The organism is Streptomyces ruber, from assembly GCF_014648075.1.
In the GTDB taxonomy this organism is placed as follows: domain Bacteria; phylum Actinomycetota; class Actinomycetes; order Streptomycetales; family Streptomycetaceae; genus Streptomyces; species Streptomyces ruber.
This window is the reverse complement of sequence record NZ_BMQK01000004.1, coordinates 551,589-574,280: the sequence shown is the minus strand read 5'-3', so window position 1 is coordinate 574,280 and position 22,692 is coordinate 551,589. Positions and strand designations below refer to the sequence as shown.

The window sequence follows — 22,692 nt, the reverse complement described above, 5'->3', positions numbered from 1 at the left end:
AGGTCCGAGACGGCCGGACCGTCCAGGTCACGGCCCCTCACAGCCGCCCCCGCGCCGGGCTGAGGGCAGCGTTCCCGACGGGAAACAACCGTGATGCGACCGGGTAACACCGGCACCGCACGCTGCGGTGCATGACCTCGAATACGCGTGTGGTGGTGATCGGCTCCGGGCTCGCGGGCGTACGGCTCGCCCGGCGGCTCGGTGAGCTCGGCACGCCCGCGCTGGTCGTCGGCGAGGAGGAGCACCGCCCGTACAACCGGGTCCTGCTCGCCGAGGTGCTGGCCGGCCGCTACGGCCCCGAGGTGATCGCGCTGCCCGCGCCCGCGGAGCTGGTCCGGGCCCGGGTCACCGGCATCGACCGGGCGGCCCGGGAGGTGCGCTGCGCGGACGGCTCGGTGATCGCGTACGGCACGCTGGTCCTGGCGACCGGCTCCAACCCGGTGCTGCCGCCCCTGCGCGGCCTCTTCGCGACGGCGGCGGACACGCCGGGCCACGCGCTGCCCGAGGGCGCGCACGCCTTCCGCACCATGGACGACTGCCTGGGCCTGTCCAAGGCGGTGCGGCCGGGGGCGCGGGCCGTCGTCGTCGGCGGCGGGCTCCTCGGGGTGTCCGCGGCGCGTGCGCTGGCCGTGCGCGGTGCGCAGGTCGTCCTCGCCCAGCAGGCCGAGCGCGTCATGGAGCGCCAGCTCGACCCGGCCGCCTCGGAGCTGGTCCGCCGGCATCTGGGCGACCTGGGCGTGGAGGTGCACACCGAGTGCCGGGTGCGGGACGTGCGCTGCGTCGGCGGTGCGGTCCGCTCGGTGGAGCTGGCCGACGGGTACGCACTCGACGCCGACCTGGTGGTGCTGGCCTGCGGGGTCCGCCCGCGCGTCGGCCTCGCCCGGGACGCCGGTCTCGACGTGCGCGAGGGCGTCGTCGTCGACGACCGGCTGCGCACCTCGGACCCGCACATCCACGCGATCGGCGACTGCGCCCAGCACGACGGCACGCTGTACGGGCTGGCCGCGCCCGCGCTCGAACAGGCCGACGTGCTGGCCGGACTGCTGGCGGGCGACGCCGGCGCCCGGTACACCGGCACCCGTTCCCTCACCCGGCTCACCCTCACGGGACTCATGGGGAGCGACGGCTCGTACGACGGCCCGTACGGCGGTTCGAACGACGCTCCCTTCGACCTCGCCGCGTTCGGCGAGCCCGACCCCCGCCCCGGCGACGACGTGATCCAGCTCGCCGACGCCACCCGGGGCACCTACCGCAAGGTCGTCGTCCGCGACGACCGCCTGGTCGGCGGGGTGCTCGTCGGCGAACTCGGCACCGTCGGCGCGCTCGCCCGCGCCTGGGAGGGAGCCGAGCCGCTCCCCGCGCCCGGCGCCCCGCTGCTCCACCTGCTCACCAACGACGGAGGCTCCTGATGACCGCCACCCCGGGGGCCACCCCCACGATCGTGCTCGTCGGCCACGGCATGGTCGGCCAGCGTTTCCTGGAGGCGCTCGCCGAGCGCGGCCTGACCGCCACGCACCGTGTGGTCGTGCTGTGCGAGGAGCCGCGCCCGGCGTACGACCGCGTGCAGCTGACCTCGTACTTCTCGGGCCGCACGCCCGAGGACCTCTCCATGACCGACATGGGGTTCATCGAGAAGCACGGCATCGAACTGCACGTCGGCGACCCGGCGGTCGAGGTCGACCGCGCGGCGCGGACGGTGACCTCCCGCTCGGGGCTGGTCGTCGGCTACGACACCCTGGTCCTCGCCACCGGCTCGTACCCCTTCGTGCCGCCGGTGCCCGGCAAGGACGCCGAGGGCTGCTTCGTCTACCGCACGATCGAGGACCTGCTCGCGATCGAGGCGTACGCGAAGTCGCGGGCCACGACCGGCGCGGTGGTCGGCGGCGGGCTGCTCGGCCTGGAGGCGGCGGGCGCGCTGAAGGGCCTCGGACTCGCCACGCACATCGTCGAATTCGCGCCGCGCCTGATGCCGGTGCAGGTGGACGAGGGCGGCGGCGCGGCGCTGCTGCGCACCATCGAGGACATGGGCCTCACGGTGCACACCGGCACCGGTACGCAGGAGATCGTGTCCGGCGCGGACGGCTCCGTCACCGGCATGAAGCTGTCCGACGGCTCCGAACTCGCCACCGACATGGTGGTGTTCAGCGCGGGCGTCCGCCCCCGCGACCAGCTCGCCCGGGACTGCGGGCTGACGGTCGGCGAGCGCGGCGGCATCGCGGTGGACGAGCAGTGCCGTACGGTCTCCGACCCGCACGTGTTCGCGATCGGCGAGTGCGCGCTGGCCTCGGACGGCCGGGTGTACGGGCTGGTGGCGCCCGGCTACGAGATGGCCGAGACGGCGGCCGCGACGATCGCCGCCGACGAGGAGGCCGCCTTCACGGGCGCCGACCTGTCGACCAAGCTGAAACTGCTGGGCGTCGACGTGGCGTCCTTCGGCGACGCGCACGGCACCACCGCCGACTGCCTCGACGTGGTCTACGCCGACTCCCGCTCGGGCACGTACAAGAAGCTCGTCATCGGGCGTGACGGGGAGCTGCTCGGCGGCATCCTGGTCGGCGACGCGGAGGCGTACGGCACGCTGCGGGCGCTCACCGGCTCCGTACCGCCGGTCGCACCGGAGCAGCTGGTCCTCCCGGCCGGCGCGGGCGCCCCGGCGCAGCTCGGCCCGTCCGCGCTGCCCGACGAGGCGGTCATCTGCTCCTGCCACAACGTCACCAAGGGCACCATCCGCGGCGCCGTCACCGAGCACAGCTGCACCACCGTGCCCGAGGTGAAGAAGTGCACCAGGGCCGGTACCGGCTGCGGCAGTTGCGTGAAGGTGCTGGGCCAGCTGGTCACGGCCGAGCTGGAGGCGAGCGGCGTCGAGGTCGACAAGGGCCTGTGCGGCTGCTTCGCGCAGACCCGCGAGGAGCTGTACGAGATCGTCCTCGCCCTGCGCATCACCTCGTACCGGGAGCTGCTGGACCGCCACGGCCGGGAGGCGGCCCGGGGCGGTGACGGCTGCGAGGTCTGCAAGCCCACGGTCGGCTCGATCATCGCCTCGCTCGCGCCCACGATCGGCGCGGACGGCTACGTCCTGGAGGGCGAGCAGGCGGCGCTGCAGGACACCAACGACCACTTCCTCGCCAACCTGCAGAAGAACGGCTCGTACTCGGTCGTGCCGCGCATCCCCGGCGGCGAGATCAGCCCGGAGAAGCTGATCGTCATCGGTGAGGTGGCCCGGGACTTCGGCCTCTACACGAAGATCACGGGCGGTCAGCGCATCGACATGTTCGGCGCGCGCGTCGAGCAGCTGCCCCTGATCTGGGCGCGGCTGGTCGACGCGGGCTTCGAGTCGGGCCACGCGTACGGCAAGTCGCTGCGCACGGTGAAGTCGTGCGTGGGTCAGACCTGGTGCCGGTACGGCGTGCAGGACTCGGTCCGCATGGCCATAGACCTGGAGCTGCGCTACCGGGGTCTGCGGTCCCCGCACAAGCTCAAGTCGGCGGTCTCCGGGTGCGCCCGCGAGTGCGCCGAGGCCCAGTCGAAGGACTTCGGGATCATCGCCACGTCCAACGGCTGGAACCTGTACGTCGGCGGCAACGGCGGCGCCACGCCGCGCCACGCGGACCTGCTGGCCCAGGACCTGTCCGACGCCGAACTGGTGCGGCTGATCGACCGGTTCCTGATGTTCTACATCCGCACGGCGGACCGCCTGGAGCGCACGTCCACCTGGCTGGACCGCATCCCGGGCGGCCTGGACCACGTGCGGGACGTGGTGGTGCACGACTCGCTCGGCATCTGCGAGGAGCTGGAGTCGCTGATGCGGGACCACGTGGCGCACTACCGCGACGAGTGGGCGACGACCATCGAGGACCCCGAGAAGCTGGCCCGGTTCGTGTCCTTCGTGAACGCGCCCGACACCCCCGACCCGGTGGTCGCCTTCGTCCCCGAGCGCGACCAGATCAAGCCCGACCTGCCGCTGCTGTCCATCGGCATGCGCCCCACGACGCCCCTGACGGAAGACGCCCTGGAAGGAAGCGCCACACGATGACCCTGGCACCCGAGACGACGGACCTGATGGTGCAACTGCGCCTGGCGGACGACTGGTTCACGGTCTGCGACCTGGGCCGGCTGCTGCCGGGGCGCGGGGTGGCGGCACTGCTGCCGGACGGGCGGCAGGCGGCCCTGTTCCGCGACCGGACGGGCGCGCTGTACGCGATCGACAACCGCGACCCGTTCAGCGGCGCGGCGGTCCTCTCCCGCGGCCTGACCGGTACCCACCGGGGCCGGCCGTTCGTGGCCTCCCCGCTGCTGAAGCAACGGTTCGACCTGCGGACCGGACAGTGCCTGGACGACGAGTCGGTGCGGGTGGTGACGTACGAGGTGCGAACGACATAGGCACTCCTTCTTGACCGCACGTTCCAGATATCCATAGAGTCCCGCCCATGGCCAGGACCAAGGAGTTCGACCCGGACGCCGCGCTGCAGTCAGCCCTGGAGCTGTTCTGGCGGCGCGGCTACGAGGCGACGTCGATGTCCGACCTCGTCGAGCACCTCGGCATCGGCCGCGCCAGCCTCTACGCGACCTTCGGCAGCAAGCACGAGCTGTACCTGAAGGCGCTGGACCGCTACAGCGAGAACCAGAGCCCCCTCCTGTTGCGCGAACTGTCCCGGCCGGGACCGGCCCTGCCCGCCGTCCGCGCGGTGGTGCGCCGTTTCGCGACCGAGGCCGCGTCGGACGAGGAGCGCCTGAGGGGCTGCCTCGTCGTCAACACGGCCACCGAACTGGCGCCGCACGACGACGCGGCCGCCCTCCGGGTCGTGCGCAGCTGGGACCACCTGGAGACCCTGCTGCACGCGGCGCTGGCCCGCGCGCAGGCACAGGGCGAACTGCCCGAGGACCGCGATCCGCGCGCGCTGGCCCGGATGCTGCTGGTGCTGATGCAGGGGCTCCGGGTCGTCGGCAAGGCGTCCGCGGACCCGGCCCGGCTGCTGGACGCGGCGGACCAGGCCCTGGCACTGCTCGACTGAGCCAGCTCGGATCGAACCATCTCGTCGGCACATCCCGGCACCCCCGGCGGGCACCCTTCACGGCCTCATAATGGAACGCCCAGTCAAGATTAGGGGAGATCATGACAACTGACCGCTTCTCCGGCAGGACCGCCCTCGTCACCGGCGCCGGCACCGGCATCGGACGGGCCGTCGCCCTCGCGTTCGCCGCCGAGGGCGCGAACGTCGTCGTCGCGGGGCGGCGCCCCGGACCGCTGGACGAGACGGTGGCGCTGATCGAGCGGGCGGGCGGCAAGGCGCTGTCCGTCACCGCCGACGTCACCCGCGCCGCAGACATGGAGGCCCTCGTCACCGCCGCCGTGGACCGCTTCGGCTCGCTGGACGTGGCGGTGAACAACGCGGGCGTCTTCGAGGGCGGGCAGCCGGTCGCGGACCTCTCCGAGGACGCGTGGCGCCGGATGCTGGACATCAACGTCACCGGCGTCCTGCTCGCCCTCCGGGCACAGGTGCGCCACATGCGCACGCAGCCGCGGGGCGGAGCCGTCGTGAACATCGCCTCCAACCTCGGCGTGCACCGGCGCGTGGCCGGCGCCGCCGCCTACGCCGCCACCAAGGCGGCGGTGTCGGCCCTCACCCGGGGCGCGGCCCTGGACCACATCGCGGACGGCGTACGGATCAACGTGGTCAGCCCGGGTCCGACCGCCACCGGCATGTCGCTCAGGCCGGGCGAGACGGAGGCCGAGCGGGCAGAGCGCATGCGGACCGAGGCTCCGGTCGGCCGTGTCTCGACCGTCGAGGAGGTGGCGGCCGCGGTGCTGTACCTGGCCTCGGACGACGCGGCGTCGGTCGTGGGTACGGACCTGGTGGTGGACGGGGGCGCCACGGCCTGACGCCCGGCTGTCAGCCCGCCGCTCCTCCCAGCCCTTCGTACGTCACCCCGGTCAGCCGCTCCGACGCCTCCCAGAGCAGTTCCCCCGCCCGGTCGTCGAGCGTCCACGGGGCGCGCCGGCTCCGGGCGGGGGCGCCCCGCCAGCCGAGGAAGGACGGCCCCACGAAGTCGTCGGGCCGGACGTCGGGGGCGGTGGCCGCGTACAGGGCCGGGAGGGCACCGGCCTCCGCGGGCTGCGCGACCACGCGGTTGCCGAACTGCCACACGCGCTCGGACATCCTGCGCCCCCGCAGCCTGGGCGCCGCGGTCTGGAGGTTGGTCCGCGCGTACCCGGGGTGCGCGGCCGCCGCCACGACGCCGGAGCCGGTGGCGGCCAGCCGCCGGGCCAGTTCGTGGGTGAAGAGGAGGTTGGCGGTCTTGGACCGTGCGTAGGCGGTCCAGCGCCCGTACGAACGCCGGCTGTCGAGATCCGTGATGTCGATGTTGGCCAGGGCGTGCATGAAGCTGGAGAGGGTCACGACGCGCGCGCCGGGCTTGTCGAGCAGAGCGGGCAGCAGCAGGCCGGTGAGCGCGAAGTGCCCGAGGTGGTTGACCGCGAAGTGGGTCTCGTGGCCGTCCGCCGTGCGCCCCCTCGGCAGGGCCATCACGCCGGCGTTGTTCACCAGCAGGCCGATCCCCTCGTACCGCTTCCGGCACGCGGCCGCGAACTCCCGTACCGAGTCCAGGTCCCCGAGGTCGAGCCGTACGAACTCCGCCCGCGCGCCCGGCACCTCCCGCGCCAGCCGGTCACCGGCCTCCGTCCCGCGCACCTCGCTGCGGCAGGCCAGCACGACCCGGGCCCCGCGCCGGGCCAGTTCGCGCGCGGTGACGTAACCGATCCCGCTGTTGGCCCCGGTGACGACGGCCGTACGGCCCGTCTGATCGGGGATGTCGCCCGTGCTCCAGCCCGCCGTGCCCGCCATGTCCCGCACTCCTTCCACCGCACACCGACTCCCGCACACCGACTCCGAGGAGTACCCGGAGAGAAGAGAGACCACTCCTGTCACGAAATCGCAGAAAGTAGTCACAGAAGCATCACGAATCTTCCACAACATCGGTCATCGCTTTACGGTCATGTCTTTACGCAGCACCCAGGGGGGACAGACATGACCAACCCGTACATCCAGCCGCCCGCTCCCGGCACCGGCCACGGTTCCCGCCCCGGCCCCGCTCCCAAGTGGGCCCGCAAGCGGTACGTCCTCCCCGCACTCGCCCTGGCGCTGTTCGTCGGTGTCGGCATCGGCGGCAGCGACGGAGACACCACGACGACCGACGCCAAGCCCGCGGCCGCCGTCCCCGGGCCGACGACCACCGTGACGGCCACGGCCACCGAGACGGCGGAGCCGGAACCGGCCGAGACGGTGACGGCGACCGAGACGGTCGAGGTCGAGGTCGAGGTGACGAAGACGGTGACGGCCGAGGCGGCGGTGGACTACGGCTCCGGTTCCGGTGGGAGCGGCTCCGGCTCCGGTGGGAGCGGCAGCGGTTCCGGCGGTGGCGGCAGCGTCTACTACAAGAACTGCACCGCGGCCCGCGCCGCCGGCGCCGCCCCCGTGTACGCGGGCGACCCCGGCTACGGCGCCCACCTGGACCGGGACGGCGACGGGGTCGGCTGCGAGTAGGAACGGACGGCAGCACCTCCGGGCACCCGAAGAGGGCGGCACCCCCCGCACGGGGTGCCGCCCTCCGCGGTGGGCCGGGGCCGCCGTCCTGTCGGCGAGGGTGAGGAATGACGGGCGACGACCCCGGTGGTCGAACCGCGGCCCGGCCGGCGGGCCGACGGCGGTCGCTGCCGGAGGCTAACGGTGGTCGCTGCCCGGTGACCGCGTCGCCGCCCGGCCCGCCTCCAGCCGCGCCACCGGGATGCGGAACGGGGAGCAGGAGACGTAGTCGAGTCCCACCTCGTGGAAGAAGTGGACCGACTCCGGGTCGCCGCCGTGCTCGCCGCAGACGCCGAGTTTGAGGTCGGGGCGGGTGGCGCGGCCCGCCCTGGCCGCGGAGCTCACCAGGGAGCCGACGCCGTCCTTGTCGATCGTCTCGAAGGGGCTGACACCGAAGATGCCCTTCTCCAGGTAGGCCGTGAAGAACGAGGCCTCCACGTCGTCCCGGCTGAAGCCCCAGACCGTCTGGGTCAGGTCGTTCGTGCCGAAGGAGAAGAACTCCGCGGCCTCCGCGATCTGGCCCGCCGTCAGCGCGGCGCGCGGCAGTTCGATCATCGTGCCGATGGCCAGCTTCAGCGCCGTGCCCGTCGCCTCCTGGACCTCCGCGATGACCTGGTCCGCCTCCTCGCGCACGATCTCCAGCTCCTGGACGGTGCCCACGAGCGGGATCATGATCTCGGCGCGCGGGTCGCCCTTCGCGGCCTTCCGCTCGGCCGCCGCCTCCGCGATCGCCCGCACCTGCATGGTGAACAGGCCGGGGATGACGAGGCCCAGGCGCACGCCGCGCAGGCCCAGCATCGGGTTCTGCTCGTGCAGCCGGTGCACCGCCTGGAGCAGGCGCAGCTCGTTCTCGTGCGGTTCCTTGCGGGACTCGGCGAGCGCCACCCGGACCGACAGCTCCGTGATGTCGGGCAGGAACTCGTGCAGCGGCGGGTCGAGGAGGCGGACGGTGACCGGGAGGCCGTCCATCGCCTCGAAGAGCTCCACGAAGTCCCGCTTCTGGAGGGGCAGGAGCTGCTTCAGGGACTCCTCGCGCTCCTTCTCCGTGTCCGCGAGGATCAGACGCTCCACCAGTTCGCGCCGGTCGCCGAGGAACATGTGCTCCGTACGGCAGAGGCCGATGCCCTGGGCGCCGAAGCGGCGGGCCCGCAGCGCGTCCTCGGCGTTGTCGGCGTTGGCCCGGACGCGCAGCCGGCGCTTGCGGTCGGCGAACGCCATGATGCGGTGGACCGCCTCCACCAGCTCGTCGGCGTCGTCGGCGCCCGCGTGCATCCGGCCCTCGAAGTACTCGACCACCGGGGAGGGCACGACCGGGACCTCGCCCAGGTACACCCTGCCCGTCGAGCCGTCGATCGAGATGACGTCGCCCTCCTCGACGACCCGGCCGCCCGGCACCGTCATGCGGCGGCGCTTGGTGTCGACCTCCAGCTCCTCCGCGCCGCACACGCACGTCTTGCCCATGCCGCGGGCCACCACCGCCGCGTGGGAGGTCTTGCCGCCGCGCGAGGTGAGGATGCCCTCGGCCGCGATCATGCCGTCCAGGTCGTCGGGGTTGGTCTCCCGGCGGATCAGGATGACCTTCTCGCCGGAACGGGACCACTTCACGGCCGTGTACGAGTCGAAGACCGCCTTGCCGACCGCCGCGCCCGGCGAGGCCGCGATGCCCCGGCCGACCTGCTCGCTCCTCGCCTGCTCGTCGAAGCGGGGGAACATCAGCTGGGCGAGCTGGGCCCCGTTGACGCGCTGGAGCGCCTCCGTCTCGTCGATCAGCCCCTGGTCCACCAGCTGCAGCGCGATCCGGAAGGCCGCGCCCGCCGTGCGCTTGCCCACCCGCGTCTGGAGCATCCACAGCTGCCCGCGCTCGATGGTGAACTCGATGTCGCAGAGATCCTTGTAGTGGTTCTCCAGGGTCTCCATGATCTGCATGAGCCGGTCGTACGACGTCTTGTCGATGCGCTCCAGGTCGGCGAGCTGGACCGTGTTGCGGATGCCCGCCACGACGTCCTCGCCCTGCGCGTTCTGCAGGTAGTCGCCGTACACGCCCTGGTGGCCGGAGGCGGGGTCGCGGGTGAACGCCACACCCGTGCCGGAGTCCGGGCCCAGGTTGCCGAAGACCATCGAGCAGATGTTGACCGCGGTGCCGAGGTCGTGCGGGATGCGCTCCTGGCGGCGGTAGAGCTTGGCGCGGTCGCCGTTCCACGAGTCGAAGACCGCCTTGATGGCGAGGTCCATCTGCTCGCGCGGGTCCTGCGGGAAGTCACGGCCCGCCTCGGTCTGGACGATCTTCTTGAACCGGGCGACCAGCTTCTTCAGGTCCGCCGCCGCCAGCTCCGTGTCGTCCGTGACCTGCTTGGCCTCCTTGGCCGCCTCCAGCGCGTCCTCGAAGAGGTCGCCGTCGACGCCGAGGACGGTCTTGCCGAACATCTGGATGAGGCGGCGGTAGGAGTCCCACGCGAAGCGGTCGTCGCCGGCCTGCTCGGCCAGCCCCTGGACCGACGCGTCGGAGAGGCCGATGTTCAGGACGGTGTCCATCATGCCCGGCATGGAGAACTTCGCCCCGGAACGGACCGACACGAGGAGGGGGTTGTCGGCCTGGCCGAGCTTCTTCCCCATCCTCTCCTCAAGGGCGGCGAGGTGCCTGCTCACCTCGTCACGGAGTGCCACCGGCTCCGCGCCGCTGTCGAGGTAGACCTTGCAGGCCTCGGTGGTGATGGTGAAGCCGGGAGGGACGGGGAGGCCGAGATTGGTCATCTCGGCGAGGTTCGCTCCCTTGCCGCCGAGCAGGTCCTTGAGGTCCTTGTTGCCCTCGGTGAAGTCATAGACGAACTTCACGCCCTCAACACTCTGAGCCGTCTGGCGCACGTGGGGATCTTTGTTTTCCGACACGGGTCCCAACTCCTCGAGGACGCGGTGGCTGCCCTGACGGCGAGGAACATACCCAGATCAAAGGCGTCTGGGTACGTCCACTCGTGCGTCATGTGCCTGTAACCCGTCGCGCGCCAGCAGATCGAAAGTCAAGGCTTGGCAAGGAAGTGCACTGCCGTGCGTTCAACCCTCGAATGAATCTACTCTCGTAGATCCTCCGCACTGCTCATGTGAGCGGCATTTAACACGATTGAGTTCATTCGGTGAACGATCAAAGTGTGGCACCCAGTGCCACACTTTGAAGCTCCACACTCCCCCGAGATCCGCTCATCTGAGCGTAAGCCCTAACAGGCGTGGCGAGAATCACGCCGTCCGGCGGAGGCGCGTCCCACCATGCGGACCGTGACGCGGGCCGAAACCCTCCCGTCACGTCAGAAGCCCAGCGCCGCCAGCCGCTCCTCGGCCCGCCGCGGTGCGTACAGGTGCTCCACGACCAGCGCTCCCGCCCCGATCAGCCCGGCCCGCTCCCCCAGCCGCGAGGTCACCACGTCGAGGTGCGCGGTGGAGCGGGGCAGCGCCCGCTGGTACAGCAGCTCCCGCACCCCCGTGAGGAACGGCGTTCCGGCCAGATCTCCGGCGATCATCAGAACGCCCGGATTGAGCAGGGTCACCACCGTCGCGAGGACCTCGCCGACCCGGCGCCCCGCCTCCCGCGCGAGCGCCGCCGTCTCCGGGTGACCGGCCGTCAGCAGATCGCGCACGTCCGAGCCCGAGGCCGCGGGCACGCCCGCCGCGGCCAGCCGCCGCGCCACGGCGCCGCCGCTCGCCACGGCGGCCAGACAGCCGTGGGAACCGCACCTGCACAGCGCGTCGGCGCCGTCGGGAACGCGGATGTGGCCTATGTCCCCGGCGCCCCCGTCGATCCCCCGGTAGATCGTGCCGTCGACGACGACTCCCGCGCCGATGCCGGTCGACACCTTGACCAGGGCGAAGGCCGAGCAGTCCGGGTAGCCGGCGCGCTGTTCGCCGTACGCCATGAGGTTGGCGTCGTTGTCGACGAGGACGACCGTGTCCGCCCGCCCGCCCGCGTGCTCGGCGAAGGCGCGGGCCAGACCGCCGCACAGGTCGTGACCGTCCCAGCCGGGCATGATCGGCGGCTGGACGACGCGCCCGGTGTCCGTGTCCACGGGGCCGGGCACGGCCAGCCCGATGCCGCAGACCTCGTCCGCCCGCCGCCCCGCCTTCTCCAGCAGCGCCCCGAACCAGCGGCCGAGCCGGTCCAGGACGGCCCCGGGCCCGTCCTCCACGTCCAGCGCGCCCGAGTGCTCGGCCTGGACCTCACCGGAGAGCGAGAGGACCGCGGCGCGGGCGTGCCGGGTGTCCAGGTCGGCGGCGAGGACGACGGCGTGCTCGTCGTCGAACTCGAGGGTGATCGAGGGACGTCCGCCGAGCGGGGAGTCCACCGGCCCGCCGGCGCCCTCGCGCAGCCAGCCGGCCCGGAAGAGCCGGTCCAGGCGCTGGCCGACCGTGGCCCGGGACAGCCCCGTGGCCTGCTGGAGCGCTCCGCGCGTGGTGGCCCGTCCGCTGCGCACCAGGGCGAGCAGATCCCCGGAACCGGCTCGTCCGCCCGCCTTGGCGACCTGTCCGCTCATATACACCCCCTTGCGTTCCTCAACTCTGCATTACATATTGGGTTTTGCGTGTTAACTAGACGTAACCCTATGGTAGCCACCGCCGAACCGGCCGGATCGAACCCCTCGGGGAGCCCCGCGTGGACCGCACCACCCAGCTGACCGCACGCCGTACGGCCCCCACGGGTCCTGCTCCGACGCCGGACCTGGCCGTATACGACCCGTCATGCGCCCCGCCGTACGACCCGTCAGGACCCTCCGGACCGCTGGGCGCCAGAGCGGCGGCGGTGCTGGACGCCAACTGGACGGGGACCTCCACGGTGCCGTCCCGCGGCCTGTACCCGCACCAGTGGTCCTGGGACTCGGCGTTCATCGCGATCGGGCTGCGCCGTCTGTCGCCGTTACGGGCCCAGACGGAACTGGAGACGCTGCTCGCCGCCCAGTGGGGCGACGGCCGGATCCCGCACATCGTCTTCAACCCCTCCGTGCCCCTCGACGCCTACTTCCCGAGCCCGGACTTCTGGCGCTCCTCGGCCGCGGGGCGCACCGCGGGCGCCCCGCGCACCGTACAGACCTCGGGCATCGTGCAGCCACCGGTGCACGCGCTCGCCGCGTGGCTGGTGCACCGGGCCGATCCCGGTCTGTCCCGGGCCCGCGGCTTCCTGCCCCGGGTGTATCCGCGGCTGGCCGCCTGGCACCGCTACCTGCTGCACCGCCGCGACCTGGGCGGGGGCGGCCTGGCCTCCGTGGTGCACCCGTGGGAGCAGGGCATGGACAACTCCCCCTGCTGGGACGCCCCGCTGTCCCGGGTGGTCCCGGCCCCGGCCCGCTCCTTCCGCCGCGCCGACCTGGCGCACGGCGCGCCCGAGGACCGGCCGACGGACCTGGACTACGGGCGGTACGTGCGGCTGGCGGCGGATTACCGGGAGCGGGGGTACAGCGACCGTCCGGGCGCCCGGCCGGTCGGCTTCGCGGTGGAGGACCCCGCCTTCAACGCCCTGCTGATCGCCTCCGAGCACGCGCTGGCCCGGATCGCCAAGGAGCTCGGCGCGACGGGCACGGCCCGCCACGCGCGCGCGGAGCGGCTCACGACGGCTCTGGTGGACCGGCTGTGGGACCCGGCGGAGGGAATGTTCCTCTGCCGGGACGTGTACGGGGCCGCGCCCGGAGCAAGGCCGTCCGGCGCCCTCGTCCCCGAGCGGAGCGTCTCCGGTCTGATCCCGCTGCTGCTGCCCACCCTGCCGCGCACCGTCGCCCGCGCCCTCGTCCGCACGGCGTGCGGGCCGCACTTCGGCCTCGGCGGCGCGGCCCGGCTCGTCCCCAGCTACGACCTCACCGGCGAGGCCTTCGACCGGCACCGGTACTGGCGCGGCCCGGCCTGGTTCAACACGGCCTGGCTGCTGGAGCGCGGGCTGCGGCTGCACGGCGAGCGCGCGCGGGCCGACGCGCTGCGGGAGGACTTCCTGCGCACGGCCGGCGCGTCCGGGTTCGCGGAGTACGTGGACCCGTACACCGGCGCGGCCTGCGGGACGACCGGCTTCGGCTGGACCGCCGCGCTCACGCTCGACCTGCTCCACGAGGCACCGCAGGACAGCGTGCCCCTCGGACCCGACACGTACGGCGACAGCAGCGAGAAGGAAGAGGAACGGGGATGACGGACCGGCAGCATCTGCTCGTGCGCGGCGATACGTTCCTGGCCGTGGGGGACGGCGGGGACATCAGCGGGGTGCGCGGCGGCGGCTCCGCGCCGGACGGGCTGTTCGTACGGGACGCCCGGCACCTCAGCCGCTGGCAGCTCACCGTGGACGGTGCCGTCCCGGAGGCGCTCACCCCGGTGGGCGACGGCGACACCGCGCGCTGTGTGCTCGTACCGCGCGGCGGCCGTCAGGAGCCGCCCGCGTACACGCTCTTCCGTGAACAGGCCGTCGCCGAGGGCGCGCTGGTGGAGGCGGTGCGGGTGACGAGCAACCGTTCGGTGCCCACGACGGTGCGGATCGCGGTGACCGCGGACGCCGACTTCACGGACCAGTTCGAGCTGCGCTCGGACCACCGTACGTACACCAAGACCGGTGCCGTACGGTCCCGGAAGGTGCTCGACGAGGGGGTCGAGTTCGGCTACCAGCGCGCGGACTGGCGCTCCTCCACCACCGTCACGGCCGAACCCGCGCCGGACGGTGTGGAGGAGACGGGCACGGGCGCCCGGCGCCTGGTCTGGACCCTGCGGCTGGAGCCGCACGGGTCCGCCGAGGTGGCGCTGCGGGTCGCCGCCCGGCCGCACGGCACGGACGGTGCGGCGGACGTGCCGCCGTCCCCGTCCGCGGCGCGCGAGCGGCTGCGGGCGCTGGAGGCGGAGTTCGCGGAGGGCGTGCCCTTCCCGACGGGGTGGCCGGAGCTCGCGGCGGCCTGTGCGCGCGGGCTGTCCGACCTCGCCGCGCTCCAGGTGCCCGCGACCGGCCCGGACGGCGAGGCCCTGCGCGTCCCGGCGGCCGGGGCGCCCTGGTTCCTCACCCTGCTCGGCCGCGACGCGCTGCTGACCTCCCTCTTCGCGCTTCCCTACCGCCCGGACCTCGCCGCCGCCACGCTGCCCGCGCTGGCCGCCACCCAGGCGACCGGGACCGGGGCGGGCGAGGTGGCGCAGCCGGGGAAGATCGTGCACGAGGTGCGGCACGGGGAGCTGGCCCACTTCGGGCAGGTGCCGTACGGGCGCTACTACGGCTCGGTGGACGCGACCCCGCTCTTCCTGGTGCTCCTCGGCGCGTACGTGGAGCACACCGGCGACGCGGCACTGGCCCGCCGCCTGGAATCGCACGCGCGGGCGGCGATCGGCTGGATGCTGGACCACGGCGGGCTCACCTCACGCGGGTACCTGGTGTACCGCGCGGACCGGGGCGGCCTCGCCAACCAGAACTGGAAGGACTCCCCGGGCGCCATCTGCTCGGCGGACGGCGACCGTCCCACCGGCCCGGTGATGGCGGCGGGCGCGCAGGGCTACGCGTACGACGCGCTGCGCCGCACCGCCCAGCTCGCCCGCACGGTGTGGGACGACGAGGTGTACGCGGCGCTGCTCGAACAGGCGGCGGCGGACCTGCGCGACCGTTTCCAGCGGGACTTCTGGATGGCCGAGCTCTCCTTCCCCGCGCTGGCCCTGGACGGCGACGGCCGCCACGTCAACGCGCTCGCCTCCGACGCGGGCCACCTGCTGTGGTCGGGCCTGCTGGACAAGGAGTACGGGGAACTGGTCGGCCGCCGGCTGCTGGAGCCCGACTTCTTCTCCGGCTGGGGCGTGCGCACGCTGGCCGCCGGGCAGGCGGCGTACCACCCGCTGTCGTACCACCGCGGTTCGGTCTGGCCCCACGACAACGCGCTCATCACCCTGGGCCTGGCCCGCTACGGACTGCACGACGAGGCCCGCGCGGTCGCGCACGGCCTGGTGGACGCGGCGACGGCGACGGGCCACCGCCTGCCGGAGGTGCTCGCCGGCTACGACCGCGCCGGCCACGCGGAGCCGGTCCCGTACCCGCACGCCTGCGTACGCGAGTCCCGCTCGGCGGCGGCGCCACTGGCGCTGCTGACGGCGGTCGGGGGCGCCTGACCCGGACACGGGCCGCGCTCGGCCGCCCGGCGCCGGTCCGGTCCCCCCTGCGCCCCCTGCGATGCGCTGCTCGCCCGGCCGCGCCGCCGTCGGCGCTGCTGACGGCGGTCGGGGGCGCCTGACCCGGACACGGGCCGCGCTCGCCCGGGGCCGGTCCGGTCCCCCTGCGCCCCCTGCGATGCGCTGCTCGCCCGGCCGCGCCGCCGTCGGCGCTGCTCACCGCCGTACGGGGTGCCTGACCCGGGCGCGAACCGCGCCCGGCCACCCCGAGCCGGCCCGGTTCCCTCCCCCGGGCATGCGCCTCTCGTTCGGCGGCGCCGCCGCCGACGCCGTTCACCGCCGTGAAGGGTGCGTGAGGGAGCGGGAGCGCGGGACTCCCCTGTTCCCGGGCGCTCAGCCGCCGGACGTGTCCAGTTCCGCGTCCTCGCCGACGCCCGCGCAGTCGTACGGGTCCTTGAGCCAGCCGTCGGGGAGGACGACGCGGTTGTTGCCGGAGGTGCGGCCGCGGGGGCCGTCGGCGCCGGCCGGCCAGGGCTGGTCGAGGTCCAGTTCGTCGAGGCCGGCGCGCAGCTCCTCCAGGGAGGAGGTGATCGCGAGGCGCTTGCGCATCTCGGAGCCGACCGCGAAGCCCTTGAGGTACCAGGCCACGTGCTTGCGGAAGTCGATGACGCCGCGCGCCTCGTCGCCGAGCCACTCGCCGAGGAGCGTGGCGTGGCGCACCATGACGTCGGCCACCTCGCGCAGCGCCGGGCGCGCGATGTCCTCCGTACGGCCCTCGAACGCGGCGACCAGGTCCGCGAACAGCCACGGCCGGCCGAGGCAGCCGCGGCCCACGACCACGCCGTCGCAGCCGGTCTCGCGGACCATGCGCAGCGCGTCCCCGGCCGACCAGATGTCGCCGTTGCCGAGGACGGGAATCTCCGGCACGTGTTCCTTCAGCCGGGCGATGGCGTCCCAGTCGGCGGTGCCGCCGTAGTGCTGGGCGGCCGTGCGGCCGTGCAGCGCGATCGCGGTCACGCCCTCCTCGACGGCGATCCGGCCGGCGTCGAGGTAGGTGATGTGGTCGTCGTCGATGCCCTTGCGCATCTTCATGGTGACGGGCAGGTCACCGGCCCCGGTCACGGCCTCGCGCAGGATCGCGCGGAGCAGGTTCCGCTTGTACGGGAGGGCCGAGCCGCCGCCCTTCCGCGTCACCTTGGGGACCGGGCAGCCGAAGTTCAGGTCGATGTGGTCGGCGAGGCCCTCCTCCGCGATCATGCGGACGGCCTTGCCGACGGTCGCCGGGTCCACGCCGTACAGCTGGATCGAGCGCGGCTTCTCGCTCGCGTCGAACTTGATCAGCTGCATGGTCTTCTCGTTGCGCTCGACCAGCGCCCGGGTCGTGATCATCTCGCTCACGAACAGGCCTTTGCCCCCGCTGAACTCGCGGCACAGCGTGCGGAACGGCGCGTTCGTGATGCCGGCCATGGGTGCGAGCACGACGGGCGGCCGGACGGTGTGCGGGCCGATGCTGAGGGGGGAGAAGGACGTGGACATTCCCCCATTGTCGCGCACGCAGACCAGCTGTACCAGTCATTAGTTAGGCGCACTACTTAAATTGTTCTACGATGGACCTCATGCCCGAGCTCAGCCACCGCCGGCGTCTGCTGGTGCTCGCGATCTGCTGCATGAGCCTGCTGATCGTGAGCCTCGACAACACCGTCCTCAACGTCGCCCTGCCGTCCCTGCAACGCGACCTGGACGCGAGCGTCTCGGGCCTGCAGTGGACGATCGACGCGTACACGCTCGTCCTCGCCTCACTGCTGATGCTCGCGGGCTCGACCGCCGACCGGATCGGCCGCAAGCGCGTCTTCATGGCGGGCCTCGTCGTCTTCACCGCCGGCTCGGTGCTCTGTTCGCTCGCCCCCGACCTGAACTGGCTGATCGCCTTCCGCATGGTGCAGGCGGTCGGCGGCTCGATGCTGAACCCGGTCGCCATGTCGATCATCACCAACACCTTCACGGACCCGCGCGAACGCGCCCGTGCAATCGGTGTCTGGGGCGCGGTCGTCGGTATATCCATGGCGGCGGGGCCGCTGGTCGGCGGGCTGCTCGTGGAGTCGGTCGGCTGGCGCTCGATCTTCTGGATCAATCTGCCGGTGGGGCTCGCCGCGCTCCTGCTCACCTTCCGCTTCGTCCCCGAGTCGCGCGCGCCGAAGGCCCGCCGCTCCGATCCCCCGGGCCAGGTCCTGGTGATCGTTCTGTTCGGCTCCCTGACGTACGCGATCATCGAGGCGCCGCACGCGGGGCCCGGCACCGTCCTGCCCTTCGCCGGACTCGCCCTCGCCGCCCTCCTCGGCCTCCTCAGCCACGAGCCGCGCCGTGCCGAACCCCTCATCGACCTGCGCTTCTTCCGCTCGGCGCCGTTCAGCGGGGCGACGGTGATCGCGGTGTGCGCGTTCGCGGCGCTCGGCGGCTTCCTCTTCCTCTCCACGCTCTACCTGCAGAACGTGCGCGGCCTGAGCGCCCTGGAAGCGGGACTGTGGATGCTCCCGATGGCGGGCCTCACCTTCGTCTGCGCACCCCTGTCGGGCCGGCTGGTGGGCAGCCGGGGGCCGCGGCTGCCACTGCTGATCGCCGGGTGCGCGATGACCGTGAGCGGGCTGCTCTTCGCGCTCTTCGAGGCCGAGACGCGGAACGTCACCCTCGTCATCGGCTTCGTCCTCTTCGGCATCGGCTTCGGCTTCGTGAACTCCCCCATTACCAACACCGCCGTCTCCGGCATGCCCCGCGACCGGGCCGGGGTCGCCGCCGCGGTCGCCTCCACCAGCCGCCAGCTCGGCCAGACGCTGGGCGTCGCGGTGATCGGCGCCGTGCTGGCGGCCGGCATCCCCACGTCCTTCTTCGGGACGCGCGAGACGTACGCGGACTCCTTCGTGTCCGCCGCCCGCCCCGGCTGGTGGATCCTCACCGCCTGCGGCCTCGCCGTCCTGGCCGTGGGCGCGCTCACGACCGGCCCCTGGGCGCACCGGACGGCCGAGCGCACGGCGGAGCGGCTGCGGCACGCGGAAATCAGGGAGGCGGCGGGCGGCCGAAGGTGAGCACCCGTCCGGTTCGCAGTAGTCCGTCGTAAGTAGGAAAAGCGGTACCGATGCATCTGGCGTGCCACAAGGGACCTGCGTCACGCTGTGGCATATGACTGAGGCATCTGAAGGCTTGACCTCATCCACCGACACCGACGACGCGAATCCCCTGCAGCGACTCTCCCTCGGCCGGCTGCGGCAGCGTACGAGCATGAAGTGGCGGACCTACCCGGAAGACGTCCTGCCTCTGTGGGTCGCCGAGATGGACGTACCCCTGGCCGAACCGGTCGCACGGGCGGTCACCGACGCGATCGCGCTCGGCGACACCGGCTACCCGGCCGGAACGGAGTACGCCGAGGCCCTGGCCGAGTTCGCCCGCAAGCGGTGGGACTGGGACGGCCTGGCCGTACGGCGCACGGCGATCGTGCCCGACGTGATGCTGGGCGTCGTCGAGATGCTCAAGCTGGTCTCCGGGCCGGGTGATCCGGTCGTCGTCAACTCGCCCGTGTACCCGCCCTTCTACCAGTTCGTCCGCCACATGGGACGCCCCGTGCTCGAGGCTCCGCTGGGCCCGGACGGGCGGATCGACTTCATCTCGCTGGAGGGCGCGTTCGGGCGGGCCGCCCGGGGCGCGAGCCGGAACACCGGCAGACCGGCGTACCTGCTGTGCAGCCCGCACAACCCGACCGGCACCGTGCACACCGCCGAGGAGCTGACCCGGGCCGCGCGGCTGGCGCGGGCGTACGGGCTGCGCGTCGTGGCGGACGAGATCCACGCCCCGCTGGTGTCGGGCGACACCACCTTCGTGCCGTACCTGAGCGTGCCCGGCGGGGAGAACGGGCTGTCCCTGATGTCCGCGTCCAAGGGCTGGAACCTGGCCGGACTGAAGGCGGCCCTCGCGATCGCCGGCCCCGCCGCGGCCGACGATCTCGCCCGCCTCCCGGAGGAGGTGAGCCACGGCCCCAGCCACCTGGGCGTCATCGCCCACACGGCGGCCCTGCGCGACGGCGGTGACTGGCTGGACGCCGTACTGTCCGGCCTGGACGACAACCGCCGGCTGCTGGCCCGCCTCCTCGCCGAGTACCTGCCCGCCGTCCGCTACGCCCCCGCACCGGGCACCTACCTGGCGTGGCTGGACTGCCGGGAACTGGGCATCGGCGACGACCCGGCGGACGTCTTCCTCCGGCGCGGCCGGGTCGCCCTGAGCTCGGGGCGCCACTTCGGCTCGGGCGGCGCGGGCTTCGTCCGGCTGAACCTGGCGACGTCTCCCGACCTGATCACCGAGGCGGTCCTGCGGATGACGGCGGCGGTCGCCGACACCGCGCACTGAGCGACCGGTCACCCGCCCCGACAACCGGCCTCCCGCGCGATTAGGGTCGTCGGACCGCCAGGTCGTCGGGAGGTCGGGGGACGTCGTGCCGAGGAGGAACACGAACACCGGCGAGGTGAGCCGCTGGGACCAGCACGGGCGCAGGCACACCGTCCGGGTGGGGCGCACGGGCGTGCGGCGCACGCTGACATGCGACACGTGCGGCTGGCACGCGGGCGCGCGCTTCCTCCCGTGGCCGAAGGCGGAGGAGCACCTCGCCCGGGCGCACCAGGCGACGGTGGACCCGACGGCGGCATGAGGCGCGGCCGGCCCGGCTCCGCTCTCCGCCGCCCGCGTCCCGGTCGCCGGCCGTCTTCCGCCACCTGGCGCCCTGAACGCACAACGGGGTTCCCGAACCGCACCGTTCGGGAACCCCTTCAAGGTTGCTACTGCGAGACCTGAGCGGTCCTCACGGTGCAAGCGCGGATCTACCAGGGGTACATGACGACCCACTGGCCCTGCTGTACGCAGTTGAAGCCGGACAGCTCGCCCGACTGAGCCAGTTTGTTGCCCAGCGTCTGGCACTCGAGGTAGGAGCTGGTGTAGTGAGGCAGCAGGTTGGTGTCCGCGGAAGCCGTACCGGCCGTAGCCAGCGGAAGGGCGAATCCGGCCGCGACCACAGCAGCGGCCGCGAGCGCCTTGCCGCGCTTGATCATGCGCATGCCACATCTCCAATTCATTTGCAATCAACTCTTCGTGCAGCCCGAGTGGATGGACCGGGGCACGCGAGAACAGTATTGCCCGGGATCATGTCCCGCCACCCTCGCTATCTTCATCCAACGGGACATTAAGGATGCGATCACGCTCCCTTCCCAAATTCTTCACCGACCACTCGGTCACGAAATGTCCGCCTCACCTCTGAGTCATTTCGTTCCGGGACAGGTGCATCGGACACCGTTCGGACAGTAGCGTTGTCGACCCAGGGCACGCGATGGCCTGGTGTGTCATTGCGTACCGTTTTTCCTTGACGGGAGGCTTGATGAGCACAAAAGGCGGGAATTGGTCCGGAATCTCCTGGCGTCGCGGGATCATCGGGCTGACGGCGGGGGTGTCGGCCACGGCGCTGTGCGTCTCGCCGGCACTGGCGGCCCCGACGACCGAGGAGTGGGCCGGGACGTCGCCCTACTTCCACATCTCCAACGCAGCGGGCGGAACGGCCGCCGTCACCTCGGTCGACGGCGCGAACGACGGCAGGGCGATGGAACTGCGGCTCAACGGACGCCCCGCGGCGGGACCGGGCGGCGGTGTCGAGATAGCGAGCAACACGACATACCAGTACGGAACGTTCGGTACCCGTATCAAAACGGCCGACTGTTCCGGCCAGGGCCGCGTGGGCGTGGTCACCGGTACGTTCACGTACTCCACCGACCACTCCGACGCCAACGGCAACGGACTGCCCGACAACGACGAGATCGACATCGAGGTGCTGTGCGCGCAGCCCAACGTGCTGTGGCTGACCATCTACACCGACTACGACGACGCCACCGGCCGGACCAGAAAAATTTCACGGGCCATCGACATGCCCACCGGTAAGGTCCTCTACAACTGCTTCACCACGCAACTCGGCGGCGAGTGCGAACCGCTGCTGCCGAACGAGAACACTCCGGCATCGGTGACGCCGGTCCCGAACTTCAATTCCTCGAAGCAGTTCCATACGTTCATGTTCGACTGGCAGCCCAATTCCGTGACGTTCTGGACCGAGGGTGCCAACGGGGAGAAGAACGTGCTCTGGGACTACCGCGGCCCTTCCGACCGCATCCCCAAGAAGCCGTCCCTCTTCCTGCAGAACGTATGGCACACCGACGCCTGGGACCCGCTGGACGGCCCGGCCCACGCCCAGCCGCAGTCCAACGTCTCGGCCTTCGTCGACTCCACCACCCTGCCCCGCTGACCGGTCCTCGTGGAGGGCGGCGCCCGCGGCCCTCCACGAGGCGGGAGTGACACTCGGCTCAGGCTTTCCAGGCTTCCGCCCGGTCGTACGGGTGGCACGGGCAGGTGCAGCGCGGTACGAGCACGATGCCGATGGCGTTCGGCAGGGGAATGTCGACGGTGCGGCGGCAGTCACGGTGCAAGCCGTCGTACCCGGGTCGCCGGGCGACCGCGCACTCGGCTGACATGGTCGACGTGTCCGCCCGGCCGGCCGATCCGGTCACAAGGCGCCCCGGCTGCGCGCGTTGACCTCTGCGAGCTTCGTACGCAGCGTGATACCGCTGCCGACACAACGGGAGCAGGAACACGGCGGGAGCACCGAGGTCGCGTCGGGCACCTCAGCCGGCTTCACGGTGTGCTTCTCACGGACCTGAGTGCGCGTGCCGGTCACCGGATCGATCCGGTACACCGCGATGGTCATCCCCACCGGGCGGCTCCCCACGGATCGACGTGGGCGCCTGCGCGGGCGGTCCGCAGTTCGGCGTCCAGTCGGGCGACGTAGGGCCGGACCAGGGCGCCCGGCGAGTCGTACGGCTCGGACGGCTGCGCCGTGGGGCCGGGGCGCAGGCCGCACGCTCCGGCCAATGGCGCTCCACACGGAATGTACGGGTGAAGCGCCGCATGAGCGCGCTTTCCGGGCGTTCGTCGGCCGAGCAGAACCGCT

Annotated in this window: 19 protein-coding genes; 12 read left to right on the top strand and 7 right to left on the bottom strand. The window is 72.5% G+C overall.

Annotated features, from left to right (window positions below):
• The first annotated feature begins 131 nt into the window (after positions 1–131).
• From IEZ04_RS13860 to IEZ04_RS13840, 5 genes are all read left to right on the top strand, one after another.
• Positions 132–1,409 carry an NAD(P)/FAD-dependent oxidoreductase gene (locus IEZ04_RS13860; protein WP_189217093.1) on the top strand — a complete coding sequence of 426 codons (1,278 nt, stop codon included), beginning with the start codon at positions 132–134 and terminating at the stop codon, positions 1,407–1,409.
• Positions 1,409–4,033: a nitrite reductase large subunit NirB gene (gene nirB, locus IEZ04_RS13855; protein ID WP_189217092.1), complete on the top strand. Its 2,625-nt coding sequence runs from the start codon at positions 1,409–1,411 to the stop codon at positions 4,031–4,033. The genes IEZ04_RS13860 and nirB overlap by 1 nt, the downstream gene beginning before the upstream one ends.
• Positions 4,030–4,380 (top strand): nitrite reductase small subunit NirD, encoded by a 351-nt coding sequence (nirD, locus tag IEZ04_RS13850; RefSeq protein WP_189217091.1) that lies wholly within the window; start codon positions 4,030–4,032, stop codon positions 4,378–4,380. Before nirB ends, nirD begins: the two co-directional genes overlap by 4 nt.
• Before the next feature lie 47 nt (positions 4,381–4,427).
• Positions 4,428–5,012, top strand: a complete 585-nt coding sequence (locus IEZ04_RS13845) for a TetR/AcrR family transcriptional regulator (RefSeq protein ID WP_189217090.1) — start codon at positions 4,428–4,430, stop codon at positions 5,010–5,012.
• A gap of 101 nt (positions 5,013–5,113) precedes the next feature.
• A complete protein-coding gene (locus tag IEZ04_RS13840) occupies positions 5,114–5,881 on the top strand; it encodes an SDR family NAD(P)-dependent oxidoreductase (RefSeq protein ID WP_189217089.1) in 768 nt (255 codons plus the stop codon).
• 10 nt (positions 5,882–5,891) lie between these two features.
• Here the strand turns inward: IEZ04_RS13840 and IEZ04_RS13835 are convergent, their stop codons facing one another.
• Entirely contained in the window at positions 5,892–6,842 is a 951-nt protein-coding gene (locus IEZ04_RS13835) for an oxidoreductase (protein WP_189217088.1), read from the bottom strand.
• 183 nt (positions 6,843–7,025) lie between these two features.
• Here IEZ04_RS13835 and IEZ04_RS13830 point away from each other — a divergent pair, with 183 nt between their 5' ends.
• A complete protein-coding gene (locus IEZ04_RS13830; RefSeq protein ID WP_189217087.1) occupies positions 7,026–7,541 on the top strand; it encodes an excalibur calcium-binding domain-containing protein in 516 nt (171 codons plus the stop codon).
• A 177-nt stretch (positions 7,542–7,718) separates the two neighbouring features.
• On the opposite strand, the gene ppdK is transcribed toward IEZ04_RS13830, so the two are convergent.
• Positions 7,719–10,466 (bottom strand): pyruvate, phosphate dikinase, encoded by a 2,748-nt coding sequence (gene ppdK, locus IEZ04_RS13825; protein WP_373296299.1) that lies wholly within the window; start codon positions 10,464–10,466, stop codon positions 7,719–7,721.
• Positions 10,467–10,876: 410 nt separating this feature from the next.
• Positions 10,877–12,097: an ROK family protein gene (locus IEZ04_RS13820; RefSeq protein ID WP_189217085.1), complete on the bottom strand. Its 1,221-nt coding sequence runs from the start codon at positions 12,095–12,097 to the stop codon at positions 10,877–10,879.
• A gap of 119 nt (positions 12,098–12,216) precedes the next feature.
• Here IEZ04_RS13820 and IEZ04_RS13815 point away from each other — a divergent pair, with 119 nt between their 5' ends.
• Both IEZ04_RS13815 and IEZ04_RS13810 read left to right on the top strand, forming a co-directional pair.
• Positions 12,217–13,731: an MGH1-like glycoside hydrolase domain-containing protein gene (locus IEZ04_RS13815; RefSeq protein WP_229821023.1), complete on the top strand. Its 1,515-nt coding sequence runs from the start codon at positions 12,217–12,219 to the stop codon at positions 13,729–13,731.
• A complete protein-coding gene (locus IEZ04_RS13810; protein WP_189217084.1) occupies positions 13,728–15,668 on the top strand; it encodes an amylo-alpha-1,6-glucosidase in 1,941 nt (646 codons plus the stop codon). The genes IEZ04_RS13815 and IEZ04_RS13810 overlap by 4 nt, the downstream gene beginning before the upstream one ends.
• 393 nt (positions 15,669–16,061) lie before the next feature.
• On the opposite strand, the gene dusB is transcribed toward IEZ04_RS13810, so the two are convergent.
• Positions 16,062–17,204, bottom strand: a complete 1,143-nt coding sequence (dusB, locus tag IEZ04_RS13805; protein ID WP_189217083.1) for a tRNA dihydrouridine synthase DusB — start codon at positions 17,202–17,204, stop codon at positions 16,062–16,064.
• Between the two features lie 80 nt (positions 17,205–17,284).
• On the opposite strand from dusB, the gene IEZ04_RS13800 reads away from it, so the two are divergent.
• The 3 genes from IEZ04_RS13800 to IEZ04_RS13790 all read left to right on the top strand — a co-directional run bounded on the left by IEZ04_RS13800 (position 17,285) and on the right by IEZ04_RS13790 (position 20,358).
• Positions 17,285–18,748, top strand: a complete 1,464-nt coding sequence (locus tag IEZ04_RS13800) for an MFS transporter (protein ID WP_189217082.1) — start codon at positions 17,285–17,287, stop codon at positions 18,746–18,748.
• A 193-nt stretch (positions 18,749–18,941) separates the two neighbouring features.
• On the top strand, positions 18,942–20,060 hold the full coding sequence (locus IEZ04_RS13795) for a MalY/PatB family protein (protein WP_229821035.1): 1,119 nt from the start codon (positions 18,942–18,944) through the stop codon (positions 20,058–20,060).
• Positions 20,061–20,145: 85 nt separating this feature from the next.
• Positions 20,146–20,358 (top strand): hypothetical protein, encoded by a 213-nt coding sequence (locus tag IEZ04_RS13790; protein WP_189217080.1) that lies wholly within the window; start codon positions 20,146–20,148, stop codon positions 20,356–20,358.
• Between the two features lie 169 nt (positions 20,359–20,527).
• On the opposite strand, the gene IEZ04_RS13785 is transcribed toward IEZ04_RS13790, so the two are convergent.
• Positions 20,528–20,761, bottom strand: a complete 234-nt coding sequence (locus IEZ04_RS13785) for a hypothetical protein (protein WP_189217079.1) — start codon at positions 20,759–20,761, stop codon at positions 20,528–20,530.
• Between the two features lie 317 nt (positions 20,762–21,078).
• Here IEZ04_RS13785 and IEZ04_RS13780 point away from each other — a divergent pair, with 317 nt between their 5' ends.
• Positions 21,079–21,990 (top strand): glycoside hydrolase family 16 protein, encoded by a 912-nt coding sequence (locus tag IEZ04_RS13780; RefSeq protein ID WP_189217078.1) that lies wholly within the window; start codon positions 21,079–21,081, stop codon positions 21,988–21,990.
• A 258-nt stretch (positions 21,991–22,248) separates the two neighbouring features.
• Here the strand turns inward: IEZ04_RS13780 and IEZ04_RS13775 are convergent, their stop codons facing one another.
• Entirely contained in the window at positions 22,249–22,449 is a 201-nt protein-coding gene (locus IEZ04_RS13775) for a hypothetical protein (RefSeq protein ID WP_189217077.1), read from the bottom strand.
• Positions 22,446–22,613, bottom strand: a complete 168-nt coding sequence (locus tag IEZ04_RS13770; RefSeq protein WP_189217076.1) for a hypothetical protein — start codon at positions 22,611–22,613, stop codon at positions 22,446–22,448. Before IEZ04_RS13770 ends, IEZ04_RS13775 begins: the two co-directional genes overlap by 4 nt.
• Positions 22,614–22,692: the final 79 nt, after the last annotated feature.

Bases quoted from the DNA above. Each gene is read 5' to 3' on its own strand.
- IEZ04_RS13860 (WP_189217093.1), top strand. From the start codon at position 132: ATGACCTCGAATACGCGTGTGGTGGTGATCGGCTCCGGGCTCGCGGGC.
- nirB (WP_189217092.1), top strand. From the start codon at position 1,409: ATGACCGCCACCCCGGGGGCCACCCCCACGATCGTGCTCGTCGGCCAC.
- nirD (WP_189217091.1), top strand. From the start codon at position 4,030: ATGACCCTGGCACCCGAGACGACGGACCTGATGGTGCAACTGCGCCTG.
- IEZ04_RS13845 (WP_189217090.1), top strand. From the start codon at position 4,428: ATGGCCAGGACCAAGGAGTTCGACCCGGACGCCGCGCTGCAGTCAGCC.
- IEZ04_RS13840 (WP_189217089.1), top strand. From the start codon at position 5,114: ATGACAACTGACCGCTTCTCCGGCAGGACCGCCCTCGTCACCGGCGCC.
- IEZ04_RS13835 (WP_189217088.1), bottom strand. From the start codon at position 6,842: ATGGCGGGCACGGCGGGCTGGAGCACGGGCGACATCCCCGATCAGACG.
- IEZ04_RS13830 (WP_189217087.1), top strand. From the start codon at position 7,026: ATGACCAACCCGTACATCCAGCCGCCCGCTCCCGGCACCGGCCACGGT.
- IEZ04_RS13820 (WP_189217085.1), bottom strand. From the start codon at position 12,097: ATGAGCGGACAGGTCGCCAAGGCGGGCGGACGAGCCGGTTCCGGGGAT.
- IEZ04_RS13810 (WP_189217084.1), top strand. From the start codon at position 13,728: ATGACGGACCGGCAGCATCTGCTCGTGCGCGGCGATACGTTCCTGGCC.
- dusB (WP_189217083.1), bottom strand. From the start codon at position 17,204: ATGTCCACGTCCTTCTCCCCCCTCAGCATCGGCCCGCACACCGTCCGG.
- IEZ04_RS13800 (WP_189217082.1), top strand. From the start codon at position 17,285: ATGCCCGAGCTCAGCCACCGCCGGCGTCTGCTGGTGCTCGCGATCTGC.
- IEZ04_RS13795 (WP_229821035.1), top strand. From the start codon at position 18,942: ATGAAGTGGCGGACCTACCCGGAAGACGTCCTGCCTCTGTGGGTCGCC.
- IEZ04_RS13785 (WP_189217079.1), bottom strand. From the start codon at position 20,761: ATGCGCATGATCAAGCGCGGCAAGGCGCTCGCGGCCGCTGCTGTGGTC.
- IEZ04_RS13780 (WP_189217078.1), top strand. From the start codon at position 21,079: ATGAGCACAAAAGGCGGGAATTGGTCCGGAATCTCCTGGCGTCGCGGG.
- IEZ04_RS13775 (WP_189217077.1), bottom strand. From the start codon at position 22,449: ATGACCATCGCGGTGTACCGGATCGATCCGGTGACCGGCACGCGCACT.